Origin of the sequence: Halovibrio variabilis, assembly GCF_007991175.1 — a bacterium.
Taxonomy (GTDB): domain Bacteria; phylum Pseudomonadota; class Gammaproteobacteria; order Pseudomonadales; family Halomonadaceae; genus Vreelandella; species Vreelandella variabilis.
Window position 1 is genome coordinate 51,521 of sequence record NZ_BJXV01000001.1, and the last position, 16,605, is coordinate 68,125.

Genomic DNA, 16,605 nt, shown 5'->3' on the forward strand with positions numbered 1-16,605 from the left:
GGCGCGTGTCATAATGCGGCTGTTACGTATTTCGAGTGTACTTATGACCGTTTCCCGCCCCCGAACGTTAACCTTGGCTGACCTGCAGCGTAAGCGCCGCAACCGGGCAAGGCGCAGTTGGTATAAACGCAGTTTTCGCCTTCAGGTGATGCTGTTAGTTGGGCTGCTGCTGGCGGGCATGCTACTGGCCCAGGGCACCTATCTCAATCATCGCAAGGCGGAAATTATTAGCCATCAGATGGGCGAGCGAGCGCTGGCGGTGGCCAAAACGGTGGCATTGATGCCGCAAGTGATCAATGCCTTTGGGATGGATGATCCTTCCGCGATTATTCAACCGCTGGCAGAGCGAATCCGCCATGAAACCGGGGCTCGCTACGTAGTCGTGGGCAATGCCCAAAGTATCCGCTACTCGCACCCCGTGCCGGAGCGCATAGGGCAGCGGATGGTGGGAGGCGATAACGATCAAGCGCTGATTCATGGCCAATTTTACGTGTCCGAAGCGACAGGCACATTGGGCACCGCGATGCGCGGCAAAGCGCCGATATGGGATGAAGAGGGCAATATCATCGGCATTGTGTCCGTCGGCTTTATGATGGATCGCGTGGCGATGGACGTGGCGCGCCACACCAGCTTCGGTTGGGTGCTGGTGGCGCTGATGATCTGCCTGGGCTTTGCCGGGGCGTACTGGCTGTCGCAGCACCTCAAAAGAGTCATTTTAGGCCTGGAACCCTACGAAATTGCCCGCTTGGCCATGGAAAAAGAGGCCATTTTGCAGTCCATCCACGAGGGCATTCTGGCGGTTAACCGCGAGGGTCATATCACCTTGGTCAATCAGCAGGCGCGACGTTTTCTCAATTTAGCCGATGAACATGTGCTGCTCGGCCAACCCATTCGTGAGGTCGTGCCCAACTCGCGACTATTGGAGGTGCTCAGGCGCGGCGAGCAGGAGTTCGACCAGGAAATGTGGCTGGGTGATCACCCAGTGGTCGTCAATCGCGTGCCCATTCTGCATGAAGGCGAGATTGAGGGCGCGGTGGCCACCTTCCGCAGCCGCCGTGAAGTTGTCGATCTCTCCCAGGCGCTTACCCAGGCCAGCCGCGATGTGGATATGCTGCGTGCCCAGGCCCACGAGTTTTCCAATAAGTTATATACCATCTCCGGGTTGCTGCAGTTAAAACGCATCGATGAAGCTTTGGCGCTGATCCATCAGGAAACCGAGCTCGCTCAGGCACAGATGAGTTTTCTAATGCGCAACGTGGCGGATGCCGTGCTTAGCGGCACGCTACTGGGTAAACTAACCCGTGCCCGGGAGCTGGGCGTGGCATTGGACATTGACCCGCAAAGCTCGCTCGCCTATCCGCTCACGCCTACTGGCCAAGAGGTGATGATGAGCGTGATCGGTAACTTGCTCGATAATGCCTGCCATGCGGCGTTGAATGGGCCTCGTACGGAACCTAAAGTACGTTTGTTTTTTACTGACTTAGGCGAGCAACTGCTGATTGAAGTCGAAGACAATGGACCGGGCGTGCTGGCCGAGCATGCCGAGTCGATTTTCCAGGAAGGCTTTTCAACCAAAGCGGGTAAACATCAGGGCATTGGCCTGGCGCTGGTTGCCAGGCTGTGCCGCCAGCATGGCGGTGCCGTGACGCTGGAAGAAAGCGAACTGGGCGGCGCGTGCTTTATCGCCGCACTCGACCGCTCGCTGTGCCAACAACACTTACAACACGCTTAAAGCACTGCACATTTAAAACAAGCACATTCAAAACAGTCAACACAACGGCTAGGGGGAGCGCAATGTCTGCGGTGCAATACGGCATTTTGGTCGTGGAAGACGATTTTCGCATCGCTGATATCCACAGGGCCTTTATCGAGCAGAGCGACGGTTTTTATGTGGTGGGCATGGCGCGCAATGCCAGCGAAGCGAAGGCGATAATGGCAGAACACGCCGCCAGTATTCAGCTGATTTTGCTCGATGCCTACCTGCCCGATGTTGAAGGCTTGGAGCTGTTGTGGGCGATTCGCCGTGACTATGTGCATGTGGATATCGTGATGGTCACCGCCGCGCGGGAAGTGGAAACCATTAGCGAAGCGCTGCGCGGCGGTGTGTTTGATTACCTTATCAAACCGATTGAGGCCGCGCGGATGACCCAAATGCTGACGCGTTTTCGTCGCGAGCGTGAAGCGCTAGCATGCCAGGGGGAAATGAGCCAGGACGAGCTGGATCACGTCCTGGCGCGCTTACAGCCTGGCGAGCCGTCGCGGGCAAAATCTCAAGCCCGGTCTCAAGCCCTACCCAAGGGCATTGATCGGTTGACGTTGCGCCGGGTTATCGATGGCTTGGCGGCGGCCCCGGACTCACTGACCGCGATGCAGATGGCCCGAACCATGGGCGCCAGCCGCTCAACCGCACGTCGCTATTTGGAGTTTTTAGTCGCCGAGAAGGCGGTGAGTGCTGAGCTAGGCTATGGTGATGTAGGACGGCCTGAACGGCGCTACCGGCTGTTAGAAACAGCGCACGAGTGGCTCGACGCTTTATAAGCGGCTAATGCCTCCGGCGATGAGCAAAATGAACAAAATGCCCATAAAGAACTTTTTGCCTTTTATGCGCACAAGCTTGTCGGTTAAGGGCATGGTCTTCTAACGTTCGCGGCGTGCAGTCTCATAATAAGACAGCCTCACATAACAACACTGATACGTGGAGAACGCCATCATGACGTCGCTTACCCTCAAGCGCTTATCGCTATTTGCCCTGCCCCTGGCTGCTGTTGCCGGACTGAACTCCGCCGCACAGGCACAAGAGTGGACGCCGAGTAGCTCCATCGAATTTGTCGCCCCGGCTAACCCCGGCGGCGGTTGGGACACCCTTGTGCGCACCATGTCGCGCGTTATCCAGCAGGAAGGGCTGGCCGACGAAAGCTTTGCTGCGATTAACGTCCCCGGCGGCGGCGGGGCGGTTGCCTGGGCGCAAGTCGCGCGCGATGAGGGCAACCCGCACAAACTGTTTGCCACCAGCCCGCCGATGATTTTGGTGCCCCTAGCCGGTGCCTCGCGCTATGACCATACTGACTTTACCCCGGTCGCGCGGATTAACACCGACTACTCGATCATTCTGGTCGCGGCGGACTCTGACTACCAAGACCTTGATGATCTGCTCACTGCGCTAAAAGAAGACCCTAGCTTGAGCGTAGGCGGCGGCAGTGCGCCCGGTTCCATGGATCACATCGCCATTGCGGGCCTCGCCTCGGCGGCTGGTATTGAAGCCTCGGCGGTTAATTACATTCCGTTCTCGGGCGGCGGTGACGCCATGACCAACCTGATGGGCGGCCACATTGAAGCCGTTGTCGGTGGTGCTGGTGAAGCGGTTGGCCAACTGGGCGAAGGCAGCCAGCTGCGCGCGCTGGGCGTCTCTTCTGAAGAGCGTTTGGGCGGCGGTTTGAGCGAAGTACCTACTTATCAAGAGCAGGGTTTCGATTACACCTTCGACATCTGGCGCGGCGTGATGGGCGCTCCCAACATGCCTGAAGAAGCGGTGGCCTACTACGAAGACCTGTTCGCCGAAATGCTTGAAACCGATGCCTGGCGTGAAGCGAGTGACCAGTTGGGCTGGATCGACGCCTACCAAAATAGCGAAGAATTTGGCGCTTTCCTGGATCAGCAGCAGGATCAGTTCAGCGATGTACTCAATGAGCTTGGTCTACTGCGCCAGTAACCTCAACGCGGTTTTATCCCTTCGCCTTGTCTACACCGGCTGCTTTAACGCAGCCGGTGGCCTCCTGTTGGTAAACGCTGGAGGCGCGCTAGCTCCTTCGGAGAGACTTGTATGACTCGTTTAAATACCAATCAGTGGTTAGCGCTGGTATTGGCGCTACTGGCTGTCGCTTATCTTGGGATGGCATGGCAAATCCCCACCTTTCCTTTGCCAAGACCGGTCGACTCTGACCTCTTTCCTAAAGTATTAGGCTTTTCGCTACTGATTCTGTCGGTGTTTCTGTTTTTTGAGAAACCCACGCCGATTGCCGGTGCCGATGAAATCGATGAAGAGGCGCAAAATGGGCCGCTGCTATTAACGCCCTGGGCGCGGGTTATCGTCACCTCGCTGGCGATTGCTGCCTATGCGTTTTTACTGGTGCCGCTGGGCTTTGTGCTTGCCTCTACGCTGCTCTGCGTTGGCTTGACGGCCTACTACGGTTATCGCCGCCATGGGGTTAACCTCGCCACCTCGCTGGGGGTCGTGCTTGCGCTCTACCTGGTCATGACGCGGGTGATGGATGTCTACCTACCCACTGGCGTGCTGCCTTTCTAAACAAAGCCGTGTTAGCAGGCCTTTAAGCCAGCCGATATTAAGAGAGTAATTTCGCTATGGATGCCTTCAATAATCTGATGTACGGCTTTGGCATCGCGCTTGAGCCGATCAATATCGCCTACGTTTTTGGCGGCGTGTTTGCCGGTACCATTATCGGCATGCTGCCGGGCCTGGGGCCCATCAGTGCGCTTGCCCTGATGATTCCAATTACCTTTGCCATGGAGCCGTCTTCGGGTTTGATCCTGATGGCCGGAGTTTATTACGGGGCTATTTTCGGTGGCTCTACGTCGTCGATTCTGCTGAATGCCCCCGGCGTAGCAGGGACCGTGGCGACCTCGTTTGACGGCTACCCGATGGCCAAGAAAGGCCTGGCGGGTAAAGCGCTGGCGATTGCTGCCTACTCGTCATTTGTAGGCGGCACGGTATCGGTTATTTTTCTGATGCTGATTGCGCCGCTGCTCTCGAAGGTCGCCGTGAGCTTTGGCCCATCCGAATACTTTGCCTTGATGGTGCTGGGGCTAACCGCCGTCGTGTCGCTCTCGGATAAATCGCTGGTGAAAGGGCTGATTGCCGCCGTGGTCGGGGTGATTATCTCGATTGTGGGGATTGATATGCAGACCGGCACCGAGCGTTTCACCTTCGACTCGGTACAGCTACTCGATGGCATCGACTTTCTGGTGGTGGCCCTGGGTATTTTCGCCTTAGCGGAAGTGTTCTACATGCTGCTGCGCGGTGGTGGCGGCAAAGAGGCGCCCCGCAATGCGATTGGCTCGCTGAAATTGACCCGTAGCGAAGTCAAAGAAATTGCCGGTCCGGTCGGACGCAGCTCGGTGCTGGGTTTCTTCACCGGCGTACTGCCGGGCGCGGGCGCGACCATCGGCTCGTTTCTGGGTTACAGCATGGAGAAGCGCATTGCCAAAGATGGCGACACCTTTGGGCAGGGCAATATCAAAGGTGTGGCGGCACCGGAAGCGGCCAACAATGCTGCCTGTACCGGCTCCTTTGTACCGCTATTGACCCTGGGTGTACCGGGTTCGGGTACCACCGCGGTGCTGCTGGGCGCGCTGCTGGTCATGGGCGTTAACCCTGGCCCAATGATGCTTGAGCAGCGCCCGGACGTGTTCTGGGGCGTGGTCGCCAGTATGTATATCGGCAATATCTTCCTGTTGGTGCTTAACCTGCCGCTGATTCCGCTAATCGCTAAGATTCTTGATCTGCCACGGCCGCTGCTGCTGTCGCTGATTTTAATCTTCTGCATGATTGGTGTTTACGGCATGAGCTTCAGCATTTTTGACCTGCTGCTGTTATTAGGCTTTGGCCTGGTGGGGCTGGGAATGCGCCTGTTTGGCTTCCCGGCAGCTCCGCTGATACTGGCGCTGATCCTGGGCAATATTATGGAAGAGTCGTTGCGCCGCGCACTGCAGATCTCCGGTGGCGACTGGATGACCTTTATCGATAAGCCCATCTCGCTTGGCCTGCTGGTGATCGCGCTACTCTCTCTGACGCTGCCGCTGTTTAAAAAACGCCTGAAGAAGAAAGTGGCCCCCGATGTAGCCAATTAACGCTCAGGCAGGGAAGCGTGGATAGTAGATAGATAGTGCTGGATAGTTAGGTGCTGAATAGATAGAGGAGGCGTTTAAACACCGCCTCCTCTATGGTTAAGGCGTTGCAGGGTTATTAAATAACCGGCTGGCTCAATCTACCAGGGTAACGCTGCCGCGCATCATCGCGACGTGACCTGGGAAGCTGCAGAAAAAGGTGTAGTCCTCGCCCTCTTCAAGCTCGGCCACATCAAACGTGGTCGAGCTGCTTTCGCCACCGCCAATCAAGTCGGTGTGAGCAATAATGCGATCGTCGTCAGCGGGCAGGTAGCCGTTGTCTAGGCCTGCGGCTATGCCGTCGTTAGCGATACCCTGCACATCGCTTTCTTTCGCCAGTACCCAGTTGTGACCCATGCTTTCAACAGGCAGGCTCCCGGTGTGTTCCAAATTGACAGTGAAGGTATCGCAGCTTTGGCTGATTTCGATGGCATCGGTCTCAAATGTCATCTGATCGGTAGCGGCGACGTTGACTTGGCAATCTTCTGCGGCAAAGGCTGGCAGGCTTGCTAGCGACAGCAGGACAGCGGTGGCGGCTAATTTGAACGGCATCAGTATTACCTCTCGCGCTCTGTTATAAATGAGATTCATTCATAGCATGCTTTTGCCAAACATGCGATTACTTGTGTTGTGGACAGGCTTTTTAAACAAAAATATTGTGTAAGTAAAACAATTTGTCCACAACGCTGGCACAGACCAAAATGACGGCGTGACGAGACTTATTGTGGCGTAGCGTGGCGATCGCCTTATTTTGGTGCAATTTTAAGCCTGCGTGCATCATGCTCGCTGTCTTGAAGGCATCGGTGCCTGCTTGTGGTGCAGATTGTTAATAAATGTAATTTTATGCTTTTTGTAACTTGATGATTATTATTGGTTATTTAGTTTTTGTCCCAAAATGGCGCATACCTTGCACAAAGCTGTTGGCTAGTGGACGTAGCCCTGTGAACACTCACTTGGCCTACGAAGCTTACAGAGCCCCTGCCCACAGGGTGCAAGGAGTCAACAATGACCGCATTATTCTCTGCATATCCAAGCCTATCAAAACGGTTCTCAACCGTTTCAACCTCCAAGCGCCTCAATAGGCGTTTTGCCAGCGCCCTGTTGGCAGCAGCTGTCATGGGCGCCAGTGCCCAGGCCATCGCCCAAGACGATGACCCGATCAAAGTCGGTATCCTGCACTCCCTTTCCGGCACCATGGCGATCAGTGAGACCGTGCTCAAAGACACCGTCGAGATGCTTATCGAGCAGCAGAACGAAGCCGGTGGCTTGCTGGGCCGTCAGCTGGAAGCCGTGGTGGTTGATCCCGCGTCTGACTGGCCGCTGTTTGCCGAGCGCGCCCGTGAGCTGCTGGACCAGGAAGAAGTCGACGTGATTTTCGGCAACTGGACCTCGGTGTCGCGTAAATCCGTGCTGCCGGTCGTGGAAGAGCTCAACGGACTGCTCTTCTACCCAGTGCAGTATGAAGGCGAAGAGTCCTCCGAGAACGTCTTCTATACCGGCGCCGCGCCGAACCAGCAGGCCATTCCGGCGGTTGAATATTTGATCAATGAAGTGGGTATCGAGCGCTTTGCGCTGGTGGGTACCGACTACGTCTACCCGCGCACCACCAACCGTATCCTCGAAGCCTTCCTTAAAGATGAGCACGGCATCGCCGACGAGGACATCATGGTCAACTACACGCCGTTCGGCCATTCGGATTGGCAGAACATCGTGGCGGAAATTCGTCGTTTTGGTGAAGAGGGTAAACCAACCGCCGTTGTCTCTACGGTGAATGGCGATGCTAACGTACCGTTTTATACCGAGCTTTCGAACCAAGGTATCGACGCTGCGGATATCCCGGTGATCGCCTTCTCCGTGGGCGAGCAGGAGCTGACCGGTATTGATACCGGCCCGCTGGTGGGTCACCTGGCCGCCTGGAACTACTTTATGAGCGTCGACACCGATGAAAACTACGACTTCATCGACGCCTGGATTGAGTACACCGGCGACGATATGGCGGTCACCAATGACCCCATGGAAGCGCACTACATTGGCTTCAATATGTGGGCCGAAGCGGTACGCAAAGCGGGTACCACGGACGTCGACACGGTGAAAGACGCCATTATCGGCGTGACCGTGCCTAATCTTTCCGGCGGCTATGCGGCGATGATGCCCAACCACCACATCACCAAGCCGGTGCTGATCGGTGAGATCCAGGACAACGGCCAGTTCGATATCGTCTGGCAGACGCCTTCTACCGTGGCGGGCGATGCCTGGTCTGACTACCTGCCCGGTTCACGTGACCTGATTGCCGATTGGCGTAAGCCGATGGAATGCGGCAACTTTAATGTTGTTAACGGCTCGTGCGGTGGCAGCACCGCCGCAGAAGAAGCCGAAGCGGCACTGGCAGAGTAACAACCATAGCCTTGCTGCGCCGTTTATCACGGCGCAGCAAGGAGCACGCTCTCTCCCCCTTTTTGATCACTATTTCTCAATAACCAAAGGAAGAACCCCCATGAGGCGTTTCCTTTCCTTAGGGCTATTGTGCTTACTGCTACTGGGTATGACGCTCAACGCGCAGGCACAAGACGCCGAGACGAACAATCCTGACGATGCCGCCGCGCTTGAACTGCTAGAAGCGCTGGACGTCGATTCTTACGCCGCCAAAGGCGAGGCGATCACCGCTATTTTGCAAAGCGACGATGAGCGTGCCCGGGATTGGCTGCAGGCGCTGCTGGATGGTCGCCTACAGCGTACCGACGATGGCCGCTTTGTACGGGTGCTTGATAACCGCGGCCGCGACTGGCCGGTGGCCGATGTGCTAACCGGCGAAGAGCTTGGTGAAATGTCGCGCCGCGACCTGGAACGGATCGGGATTAATAACAATCTGCGCAATCAGCTGCGCAGCGCCATCGCGGTGGTTGACCTCTACTCGCCTAGCGTTGAGCGCCGCCGCACGTCGGCCGAGCGTCTGTTAGGTGAAGTCGACGCTGAGTTAGTCCCCATCCTTAACGACTTGATTGAGCAGGAAGAAGACGATCAGGTGCGCTATCGCCTGACCCAGGCGGTAGCGATTTATCGTGCTGAAGAGGGCGAAATGGCCGGCGTTGAAGCGCTGGATGGCAGCCTGCACCCGCGTTCGCGTGTAGCATTAAGCCGTGCGGCCAACAGCGACGACCCGGTGGTCGCCAATGCCGCGACCGCCGCCCTAACGGGCATTGAGCAGCAGCTCAAAATCAATCGCGGCCTGGAAACACTGTACTTCGGTTTAAGCCTCGGCTCGGTACTGGTGCTTGCCGCGATTGGCCTGGCGATCACCTTTGGCGTCATGGGCGTGATCAATATGGCCCACGGCGAGCTGATGATGCTGGGGGCTTACACCACCTGGGGGATGCAGCAGCTGTTGCCCGGCCAGCCGGGGCTGGCACTGATTGTGTCGATTCCCGCGGGCTTTATGGTTGCCGCCCTGGCAGGGGTTGCCATTGAGCGCGGGGTGATTCAATTCCTCAAAGGCCGCCCGCTGGAAACCCTGCTGGCGACGTTTGGTATCAGCCTGATTCTGCAGCAACTGGTGCGCACGGTGATTTCGCCGCTTAATCGAACCGTCATCACCCCGGAGTGGATGAGCGGCTCGTTAGTGGTCAATGATGCGCTCTCGCTGACACTCAACCGCATGGTTGTGCTCGGTTTTGCCTTGGTGGTGTTTGCCGGGCTGATGCTGATTATGCGTCGCACCCGGCTGGGGCTGGAGGTACGTGCGGTGACTCAAAATCGCGCCATGGCCCGCTCTATGGGCATTCGCGCGACGCGTGTTGATATCATGACCTTTGCACTGGGCTCCGGCGTGGCGGGTCTTGCCGGGGTGGCGCTTTCCCAGCTGACCAACGTTGGCCCCAACCTGGGCCAGAACTACATCATCGACTCCTTTATGGTGGTGGTGTTTGGCGGCGTGGGCAACCTGTGGGGCACGCTGGTCGCCGGGCTGTCGCTGGGCGTGATTAATCAGGTGTTAGAGCCTTGGGTGGGCGCGGTGCTGGCCAAAATTATCGTTCTAGTCTTTATCATTCTATTCATTCAAAAACGCCCGCGTGGACTCTTCCCGCAGAAGGGCCGGGCTGCGGAGGGCTAAACGATGTCATTAACGACGGAATCATCGACAAATTTTTGGCTAACTCGCCCGTTCAGCGAACGCTCAACGCAGATATTTCTCGGCGTGCTGGTGGCCGCGTTGGCCCTGGTAACGATTCTGCACGTGGCGGTGCCAGCGGGTAATCCGCTGCATATCGGGGCGTATACGGTCAACCTGTTCGGCAAGTACCTAAGCTACGCACTGCTGGCGGTGGCGGTGGATTTGGTGTGGGGGTATTTGGGTATTTTAAGCTTGGGCCACGGGGCGTTTTTCGCCATCGGCGGCTATGCCATGGGCATGTACCTGATGCGCCAAATTGGCGACCGTGGCACCTATGGCGACCCGGTGTTGCCGGACTTTATGGTGTTCCTCAACTGGGACAGCCTGCCGTGGTTCTGGCACGGCTTCGATATGGCCTGGTTTGCGTTTGCCATGGTGCTGCTGGCGCCGGGGCTGCTGGCACTGGTGTTTGGCTTTTTGGCGTTCCGCTCCCGGGTCACCGGGGTGTATCTGTCGATCATCACCCAGGCGCTGACGTTTGCCTTGATGCTGGCCTTCTTTCGCAATGAGATGGGCTTTGGCGGCAATAACGGCCTCACCGACTTTCGCGAGATTCTGGGCTTTGATCTACGCACCGATGCCACCCGCTTGGGGCTTTTCCTGGCCACCGGTGTCGCGCTGGCGCTAGGGTTCATTCTCTGCCGGGCGATTGTCACCAGCAAGCTGGGCCGGGTCAGTGTGGCCACCCGCGACGCCGAAGCGCGCACGCGCTTTCTGGGCTACCGGGTCGAGCGCTTCCAGCTGTTTGTGTTTGTGGTTTCAGCCATGCTGGCGGGCCTCGCGGGGGCGCTCTACGTGCCCCAGGTAGGCATTATCAACCCCAGCGAGTTCTCGCCGATTTTCTCTATCGAGATTGTGCTGTGGGTGGCCCTGGGCGGTCGCGCCACGCTGTACGGGGCCGTGATTGGCGCTATTTTGGTCAATTACGCCAAAACCCTCTTTACCGGCATAATGCCCGATGCCTGGCTGTTTGCGCTGGGGGGACTGTTCGTTTTCGTGACGGTGTTCTTGCCCAAGGGGGTCGCTGGGCTACTGCTGCACCTTAAGCGCAAAAAACGCGGCGATGACGACTCAACACCCACCGATAAGATTCAAGAGGCCTCTGTATGAGTTTTCTGCAATCGCTCACCGAACGCGACCGGGTGTTTGACTTTATGACGCCCCAGGCCAAAAAGGTTGACGTGCGCCACGGGCCGATTCTGTACATGGAAGATGTCACCGTCAGCTTTGATGGCTTTAAAGCCATCAACAATCTCAACCTGACCATCGACGACGGCGAGCTGCGCTGCATTATCGGCCCTAACGGGGCAGGGAAAACCACCCTGATGGATATCATCACCGGTAAAACGCGGCCCAACGAAGGCAGCGTCTGGTTTGGCAGCCGCCACAATTTGCTGCACATGAATGAGCCGGATATCGCTAGCCTGGGCATTGGCCGCAAGTTTCAAAAGCCCACGGTGTTCGAAGCGCTCTCGGTGTTTGAAAACCTGGAGCTGGCCATGGCGGCGGACAAGCGGATTCTCCCCACGCTGACTGCTCGAATGACCGGCGAGATCAAAGACCGCATCGACGAAGTGCTGGAAACCATCGGCCTAGCGGCGCTGCGCCATCAGCCCGCGGGCATTCTTTCCCACGGCCAGAAACAGTGGCTGGAGATTGGCATGCTGCTGATGCAGCGCCCGCGGCTACTGTTGGTCGATGAGCCAGTGGCGGGGATGACCGAACAGGAGATGGAGCGCACCGCCGAACTGCTCACCGGCCTCGCTGGCAAGCAGTCTGTGGTCGTGGTGGAGCACGATATGGGCTTTGTGCGTTCGATTGCCCGCCAGGTAACGGTGCTGCACCAGGGCAGCGTATTGGCGGAAGGCACTATGAATCAGGTGTCCATGGATCCGAAAGTGGTCGAGGTGTATTTGGGTGCCGATGACGAGGAGGCCGCCTGATGCTGGCGATTGAAAAGCTCAACCAGTTTTACGGCGAAAGCCATACGCTGTGGGACCTGGACCTTGAGGTGCCCGCCGGGCAGTGTACCTGCGTAATGGGCCGCAATGGCGTGGGCAAAACCACGCTGTTAAAGGCCGTTATGGGCGAAGTAGCCGTGAGGAGCGGTTCCCTGCGCTACACAAGTCCCGACGCCGGCGAGGTCGAACTGACCCACAAAGCCGTTGAAGAACGCTCACGGCTGGGGATTGGCTACGTGCCCCAAGGGCGGCAGATATTTCCGCTGCTAACGGTGGAAGACAACCTGCGCACTGGCCTTGCCGCTAGGGGCGACGGGCTGAAAAAAATCCCCGAGCGGGTCTATGAGCTGTTTCCGGTGCTCAAAGAGATGAAGCACCGCCGGGGCGGCGATCTCTCCGGCGGCCAACAGCAGCAGCTGGCGATTGGCCGCGCGCTGGTCATCGAGCCCAAGCTGCTGATTCTCGATGAGCCGGGGGAGGGCATCCAGCCCAATATCGTGGCGCAAATTGGCCAGGTAATTCGCCAGTTGATCAAGGAGGATGGCCTAACTGTCTTATTGGTGGAGCAAAAGCTACCTTTCGCCCGCAAATACGCCGACCGCTTTGTGATCATGGATCGCGGCCGCCCGGTGGCTAAAGGCGAGATCAGCGAACTCTCCAATGAGCTGATCAAACAGCATTTGACGGTTTAAGTTATCCACACCCGGTCGCTTTTTTGCGCATGACGAGACGCGTTTCCCAGGGCTGGGCTTCAAATGCTGGACGGCGGCTCAACTGGCGCCCGGCGCGCCCGGCGGCGTTTGACCAGTTGGGTAATCACGCCATAGCGCGGCCCGGCCAGAAAGGCGACGGTCAGGAAAACGCCGGTCATGACGGCCATCATGCCGCCAATGGAGACGTTCAGAAGCACGGCAAGGTAGTAGCCGGAAATACTCGAGGCGATTGAGATCAGCGCGCCGATGATAAACATCATCCACAGCCGGTCGGTGAGCAAATAGGCGGCGGAGGCGGGAACAATGGCAAAGGCGATAAACAGCACCGCGCCTACCGCATCAAAGGCCGCTACGGCGGTGGAGCTTGTTAGCATTAACAGCGCATAGAAAAGAAACGAGGGCATAAAACCGAAGGTTTTGGCCAGTGCGGGGTCGAAGGTCGCCAGCTTGAGCTCTTTGTAGAACAGGCCGATAAAGGCGTAGTTGAGCAGTGTCATCACGCTCATTGAAACCAGCGCCTGGGGGATGGGCAGGCCAAACAGGTCGATCGTATCCAGCCATACAAAACCGATTTCACCGAGCAGCACGGTGTGCGTATCGATATGCACATCGTGGGCATAAATATTTAACAGCAGCACCCCGATCGAGAACAGCGCCGGGAAGACCAGGCCGATAGCAGTGTCCTGCTTGACCCGCTTGGTGCTTGCTAAGGCTTCGGTGAGCAGCACGGTTAATAGCCCCGTGAGTGCTGCCCCAATCAGTTGCACCGGCCCGCTCTGCTGCTTGGTCAGTAGCCAGACGATGACGATGCCAAACACAATCGAGTGGCTGATAGCGTCGGATAACATGCTGTTGCCGCGCAGCACTAAAAAGGTGCCCACCGCCGAGGAGGCAATGCCCACCATGGCGCCGACCAGAATAATCGGCAGGGCGGTCATGGTCAGTAGCTCTGCGATCATGATGCGAGCACCTCAAAAGCCGCGACAACTTTTCTAGCTTCCTCCTGGCCCTGTGCCGTTAGCCCCCAGCAGTCAGTTCCTGCGTGAGCGCTGCTTTGGGTGCGGGTTATATAACCTTGCTGCTTAAGCTTGTTGAGCATCCTGCGTGAGCCGAGAGTTGAGGGGGTGCGTTTGGGGACGGTCGCGTGTTTATAAAGCGCATAGAGCAGCTGCTGTTTTTGCAGCTCTGCCTTTTGGCGATAGTGCTTTATCACGCCCCACAGCAGTCCACGGCCGGGCGCCAACGCCAACGATATAAGCACGATGGCGGTCGCGGTAAGGACAATCAGCGGGCCGGTTGCCAGGCCGCGCGATAAGGTGCTGATGGTCGCCCCTGAAACGCCGCTGACAATGCCGACGCCTGCGGCGATGGCGAGCATGCCGCCCAGGTGGCGGCTCCACTGTCGGGCGGCGGCCGCGGGTGCCACGATCATGGCTGCCATCAAGATCACGCCGACCATTTGCAGGCCGACCACGACTGCCAGCGCGACCATGGCGGTGAGCGATGCCTCAATGGCAGTAGTGGGCATGCCGAGCGTGCGGGCATACTGCGCATCAAAGGTGACCAGTTTGGCCTGCTTCCAGAAAGCCGCGAGCACCAGCAGCGTGACCAGCGTAATGCTGCCCATCACCCATAAGTCGGAGCGCAGCGTCGCGGCGGCCTGACCGAACAGAAACGCCTCCAGGCCGCCCTGGGAGGCGTTATTGGTGCCCTGGATATAGGTGAGCAGGACAATGCCCACGGCAAAAAAGATACTCAGGCAGGCACCCAAGGCCGCATCGGTTTTAAGGCGACTTAAGCGCGTCAACATTAGCATAATCAGCGCGGCAGCTGAACCCGTGATCAGCGAGCCAATCATAATCCCGCCAATATCACGGCTGCCGGTAATGATAAAGCTTAAACAGATGCCGGGAAGGGCGGCGTGGGAAATAGCATCTCCCAGCAGGCTTTGGCGACGCAGCACCGCAAAACAGCCCAGGGGGCCGCTAATCAGCCCCAGCAGCGAGGCGCCAATCACCACATTCTGAAAGGTGTAGTCAGATAAGAGTTCAAGCCACGCCATGGGTTACTTCACCTTTGAAGCGGCAAACATTAACGATTCATTATCGTTAAGTAGCGCGATCTGGCCGCCGTAAGCCTGGCGCAGGTAGTCGATCTTAAAGACCTCTTCGGCCTTGCCGCTGGCGATGACCCGCACGTTTAACAACAGTAGCCAGTCAAAGTAGGTGCGAACCGTTTGCAGGTCGTGATGCACCACAATCAGCGTTTTGCCCGCGTCGCGTAGGCGGCGCAGGATGTCGATAATGGCCCGCTCGGTGGTGGCATCAACCCCTGCCATGGGTTCATCGAGAAAATAGATATCGGCCTGCTGAACCAGCGCACGGGCCAGAAATACCCGCTGCTGCTGGCCGCCGGAGAGCTGGCTGATCTGGCGCTCAGCGAGGGTGCTCATACCGACCATCTCAAGTGCTTCCAGCGCTTCGTTACGCTCTTTTCGACCCGGTCGTTTGAACCAGCCCAAGCGGCCGTAAAGCCCCATGGTGACCACGTCCAGCGCGGTAGTCGGAAAATCCCAATCAACGCTTGAGCGTTGGGGCACGTAACCCACCCGCTTGCGCTGTGTGGCGTAGGGGCGCCCATGCACCATCACCTCGCCCGACAGCGACGGTACCAGCCCCAGCAGACTTTTGATCAGCGTGCTCTTACCCGCGCCGTTAGGGCCGACAATACCCGCCATGACACCGGCAGGAATATCCAGGTCGATATCCCAAAGCACGGGCTGGTTATGGTAGCTCACCGTCAGGTTTTTAATGCTCAGAGCGGTGTCGGTATAGTCAGATGTCGCCATGGATACGCTGCCTTATCGAATGCTTAGTGAGCGAGCTGCCACTCGCTGGCCCAGTCGTTGAGTGTGCTTGGCAGCGGCGCCAGCGAACCGCCCAGCGCCTCGACAATGTGCTCAGTGTTACGGTAAATCATCCCCATGTAGGTGCCATCGACCGTACCTTCATCGCCCATGGCGTCAGAGTAGAGCTCGCCACCGATCGCAACATCATGGCCGCGCTGTTTGGCGGCATCAATCACTGCTTGAATGGTGCGTGGATTGATCGTGCTCTCGACAAATACCGCGGGCACGTTACGCGTAACCACGCTATCCGCCATGCTGCGAATATCAGCGATCCCGGTTTCGGTTTCGGTGCTGATCCCCTGGATACCTTCAACGTCGATGTCGTAGGCACGACCAAAATAGTTAAACGCGTCGTGGGCGGTGACTAAAATACGCTGCTCTTCGGGGATGCTGGCGATACTCTCTTTGACCCATTCATGCAGGGCTTGCAGCTGAGCCTGGTAGCGCTCGGTATTAGCTTCAATCGTCTTTGCGCATTCAGGGCGCGCTTTGCTGAAGGTGTCGCGCAAGGCGGGTAGCGTTTGTGCCCATAAAGAGACATCCATCCACAGGTGAGGGTCTACCCCGTAGACATCCTGAGCGGTGATCAACGATGCGGGATCAATGGCGGCGGGAGCCACGGCAAGCGTTGGTGTTCGGGCAGAGAAATTCTCCAGTACGCTCCCGAGCTGTCCCTCCAGTGAGTAGCCCGAATAGATAATTTGCTCGGCGCCACGCAGCATGGTCACATCACTAGCGCTTGCCTGATACAGGTGGGGGTCTACGCCTGGGCCCATCATGGCTTCCACATTAACGCATTCGCCGCCTACTTCTTGCGCCACATCGGCAATCATCCCAATCGTTGCCACCACGTTTAAGGGCGTTTCATCAGCAGCTGCCAATGTGCTTAAAGGGAGCATTCCCAATAGAATCACGGCATGTTTTGTGGCCATTATTAAGCTCCAGACTCGACAT

At 57.5% G+C, this 16,605-nt stretch carries 15 protein-coding genes; 10 read left to right on the plus strand and 5 right to left on the minus strand.

What is annotated here, in order from left to right; translation table 11 throughout:
• Nucleotides 1–43 precede the first annotated feature (43 nt).
• The 5 genes from HVA01_RS00235 (at nt 44) to HVA01_RS00255 (ending at nt 5,865) form a co-directional block, all read left to right on the plus strand.
• Nucleotides 44–1,732 (plus strand): ATP-binding protein, encoded by a 1,689-nt coding sequence (locus HVA01_RS00235; RefSeq protein ID WP_146872467.1) that lies wholly within the window; start codon nt 44–46, stop codon nt 1,730–1,732.
• A 62-nt stretch (nt 1,733–1,794) separates the two neighbouring features.
• Nucleotides 1,795–2,538: a response regulator gene (locus HVA01_RS00240; RefSeq protein ID WP_146872468.1), complete on the plus strand. Its 744-nt coding sequence runs from the start codon at nt 1,795–1,797 to the stop codon at nt 2,536–2,538.
• Nucleotides 2,539–2,710: 172 nt separating this feature from the next.
• Nucleotides 2,711–3,709 (plus strand): Bug family tripartite tricarboxylate transporter substrate binding protein, encoded by a 999-nt coding sequence (locus HVA01_RS00245; protein WP_146872469.1) that lies wholly within the window; start codon nt 2,711–2,713, stop codon nt 3,707–3,709.
• A 111-nt stretch (nt 3,710–3,820) separates the two neighbouring features.
• Nucleotides 3,821–4,303: a tripartite tricarboxylate transporter TctB family protein gene (locus tag HVA01_RS00250; protein WP_146872470.1), complete on the plus strand. Its 483-nt coding sequence runs from the start codon at nt 3,821–3,823 to the stop codon at nt 4,301–4,303.
• 56 nt (nt 4,304–4,359) lie between these two features.
• Nucleotides 4,360–5,865, plus strand: a complete 1,506-nt coding sequence (locus HVA01_RS00255; RefSeq protein ID WP_146872471.1) for a tripartite tricarboxylate transporter permease — start codon at nt 4,360–4,362, stop codon at nt 5,863–5,865.
• Between the two features lie 132 nt (nt 5,866–5,997).
• Here HVA01_RS00255 and azu read toward each other — a convergent pair whose 3' ends face one another.
• The gene (gene azu / locus HVA01_RS00260) at nt 5,998–6,453 is read right to left on the minus strand and encodes an azurin (protein ID WP_146872472.1); all 456 of its coding nucleotides are present in this window, start codon (nt 6,451–6,453) and stop codon (nt 5,998–6,000) included.
• 564 nt (nt 6,454–7,017) lie between these two features.
• On the opposite strand from azu, the gene urtA reads away from it, so the two are divergent.
• The 5 genes from urtA (at nt 7,018) to urtE (ending at nt 12,722) form a co-directional block, all read left to right on the plus strand.
• Nucleotides 7,018–8,295, plus strand: a complete 1,278-nt coding sequence (gene urtA / locus HVA01_RS00265) for an urea ABC transporter substrate-binding protein (protein ID WP_246129389.1) — start codon at nt 7,018–7,020, stop codon at nt 8,293–8,295.
• 100 nt (nt 8,296–8,395) lie between these two features.
• On the plus strand, nt 8,396–10,009 hold the full coding sequence (urtB, locus tag HVA01_RS00270) for an urea ABC transporter permease subunit UrtB (protein WP_146872473.1): 1,614 nt from the start codon (nt 8,396–8,398) through the stop codon (nt 10,007–10,009).
• 3 nt (nt 10,010–10,012) lie between these two features.
• The gene (gene urtC, locus HVA01_RS00275; RefSeq protein ID WP_146872474.1) at nt 10,013–11,179 is read left to right on the plus strand and encodes an urea ABC transporter permease subunit UrtC; all 1,167 of its coding nucleotides are present in this window, start codon (nt 10,013–10,015) and stop codon (nt 11,177–11,179) included.
• Nucleotides 11,176–12,012 carry an urea ABC transporter ATP-binding protein UrtD gene (gene urtD / locus HVA01_RS00280; protein WP_146872475.1) on the plus strand — a complete coding sequence of 279 codons (837 nt, stop codon included), beginning with the start codon at nt 11,176–11,178 and terminating at the stop codon, nt 12,010–12,012. The genes urtC and urtD overlap by 4 nt, the downstream gene beginning before the upstream one ends.
• Nucleotides 12,012–12,722 carry an urea ABC transporter ATP-binding subunit UrtE gene (gene urtE / locus HVA01_RS00285; protein ID WP_146872476.1) on the plus strand — a complete coding sequence of 237 codons (711 nt, stop codon included), beginning with the start codon at nt 12,012–12,014 and terminating at the stop codon, nt 12,720–12,722. Before urtD ends, urtE begins: the two co-directional genes overlap by 1 nt.
• A gap of 59 nt (nt 12,723–12,781) precedes the next feature.
• Here urtE and HVA01_RS00290 read toward each other — a convergent pair whose 3' ends face one another.
• From HVA01_RS00290 to HVA01_RS00305, 4 genes are read right to left on the minus strand one after another with little or no spacing between them, the layout of a single operon-like run.
• Nucleotides 12,782–13,702 (minus strand): metal ABC transporter permease, encoded by a 921-nt coding sequence (locus tag HVA01_RS00290; RefSeq protein ID WP_146872477.1) that lies wholly within the window; start codon nt 13,700–13,702, stop codon nt 12,782–12,784.
• Complete coding sequence (locus tag HVA01_RS00295) at nt 13,699–14,805, minus strand: metal ABC transporter permease (protein ID WP_146872478.1); 1,107 nt, start codon at nt 14,803–14,805, stop codon at nt 13,699–13,701. The genes HVA01_RS00290 and HVA01_RS00295 overlap by 4 nt, the downstream gene beginning before the upstream one ends.
• A 3-nt stretch (nt 14,806–14,808) precedes the next feature.
• On the minus strand, nt 14,809–15,591 hold the full coding sequence (locus HVA01_RS00300) for a metal ABC transporter ATP-binding protein (RefSeq protein WP_146872479.1): 783 nt from the start codon (nt 15,589–15,591) through the stop codon (nt 14,809–14,811).
• Between the two features lie 23 nt (nt 15,592–15,614).
• The gene (locus HVA01_RS00305; RefSeq protein ID WP_146872480.1) at nt 15,615–16,583 is read right to left on the minus strand and encodes a metal ABC transporter solute-binding protein, Zn/Mn family; all 969 of its coding nucleotides are present in this window, start codon (nt 16,581–16,583) and stop codon (nt 15,615–15,617) included.
• Between the last annotated feature and the right edge of the window lie 22 nt (nt 16,584–16,605).

What these genes read in the sequence shown, in the direction of transcription:
- urtE (WP_146872476.1), top strand. Translation starts at nt 12,012, where the DNA reads ATGCTGGCGATTGAAAAGCTCAACCAGTTTTACGGCGAAAGCCATACG.
- urtD (WP_146872475.1), top strand. Translation starts at nt 11,176, where the DNA reads ATGAGTTTTCTGCAATCGCTCACCGAACGCGACCGGGTGTTTGACTTT.
- HVA01_RS00290 (WP_146872477.1), bottom strand. Translation starts at nt 13,702, where the DNA reads ATGATCGCAGAGCTACTGACCATGACCGCCCTGCCGATTATTCTGGTC.
- HVA01_RS00255 (WP_146872471.1), top strand. Translation starts at nt 4,360, where the DNA reads ATGGATGCCTTCAATAATCTGATGTACGGCTTTGGCATCGCGCTTGAG.
- urtB (WP_146872473.1), top strand. Translation starts at nt 8,396, where the DNA reads ATGAGGCGTTTCCTTTCCTTAGGGCTATTGTGCTTACTGCTACTGGGT.
- HVA01_RS00245 (WP_146872469.1), top strand. Translation starts at nt 2,711, where the DNA reads ATGACGTCGCTTACCCTCAAGCGCTTATCGCTATTTGCCCTGCCCCTG.
- HVA01_RS00305 (WP_146872480.1), bottom strand. Translation starts at nt 16,583, where the DNA reads ATGGCCACAAAACATGCCGTGATTCTATTGGGAATGCTCCCTTTAAGC.
- azu (WP_146872472.1), bottom strand. Translation starts at nt 6,453, where the DNA reads ATGCCGTTCAAATTAGCCGCCACCGCTGTCCTGCTGTCGCTAGCAAGC.
- HVA01_RS00300 (WP_146872479.1), bottom strand. Translation starts at nt 15,591, where the DNA reads ATGGCGACATCTGACTATACCGACACCGCTCTGAGCATTAAAAACCTG.
- urtA (WP_246129389.1), top strand. Translation starts at nt 7,018, where the DNA reads ATGGGCGCCAGTGCCCAGGCCATCGCCCAAGACGATGACCCGATCAAA.
- HVA01_RS00295 (WP_146872478.1), bottom strand. Translation starts at nt 14,805, where the DNA reads ATGGCGTGGCTTGAACTCTTATCTGACTACACCTTTCAGAATGTGGTG.
- urtC (WP_146872474.1), top strand. Translation starts at nt 10,013, where the DNA reads ATGTCATTAACGACGGAATCATCGACAAATTTTTGGCTAACTCGCCCG.
- HVA01_RS00240 (WP_146872468.1), top strand. Translation starts at nt 1,795, where the DNA reads ATGTCTGCGGTGCAATACGGCATTTTGGTCGTGGAAGACGATTTTCGC.
- HVA01_RS00250 (WP_146872470.1), top strand. Translation starts at nt 3,821, where the DNA reads ATGACTCGTTTAAATACCAATCAGTGGTTAGCGCTGGTATTGGCGCTA.
- HVA01_RS00235 (WP_146872467.1), top strand. Translation starts at nt 44, where the DNA reads ATGACCGTTTCCCGCCCCCGAACGTTAACCTTGGCTGACCTGCAGCGT.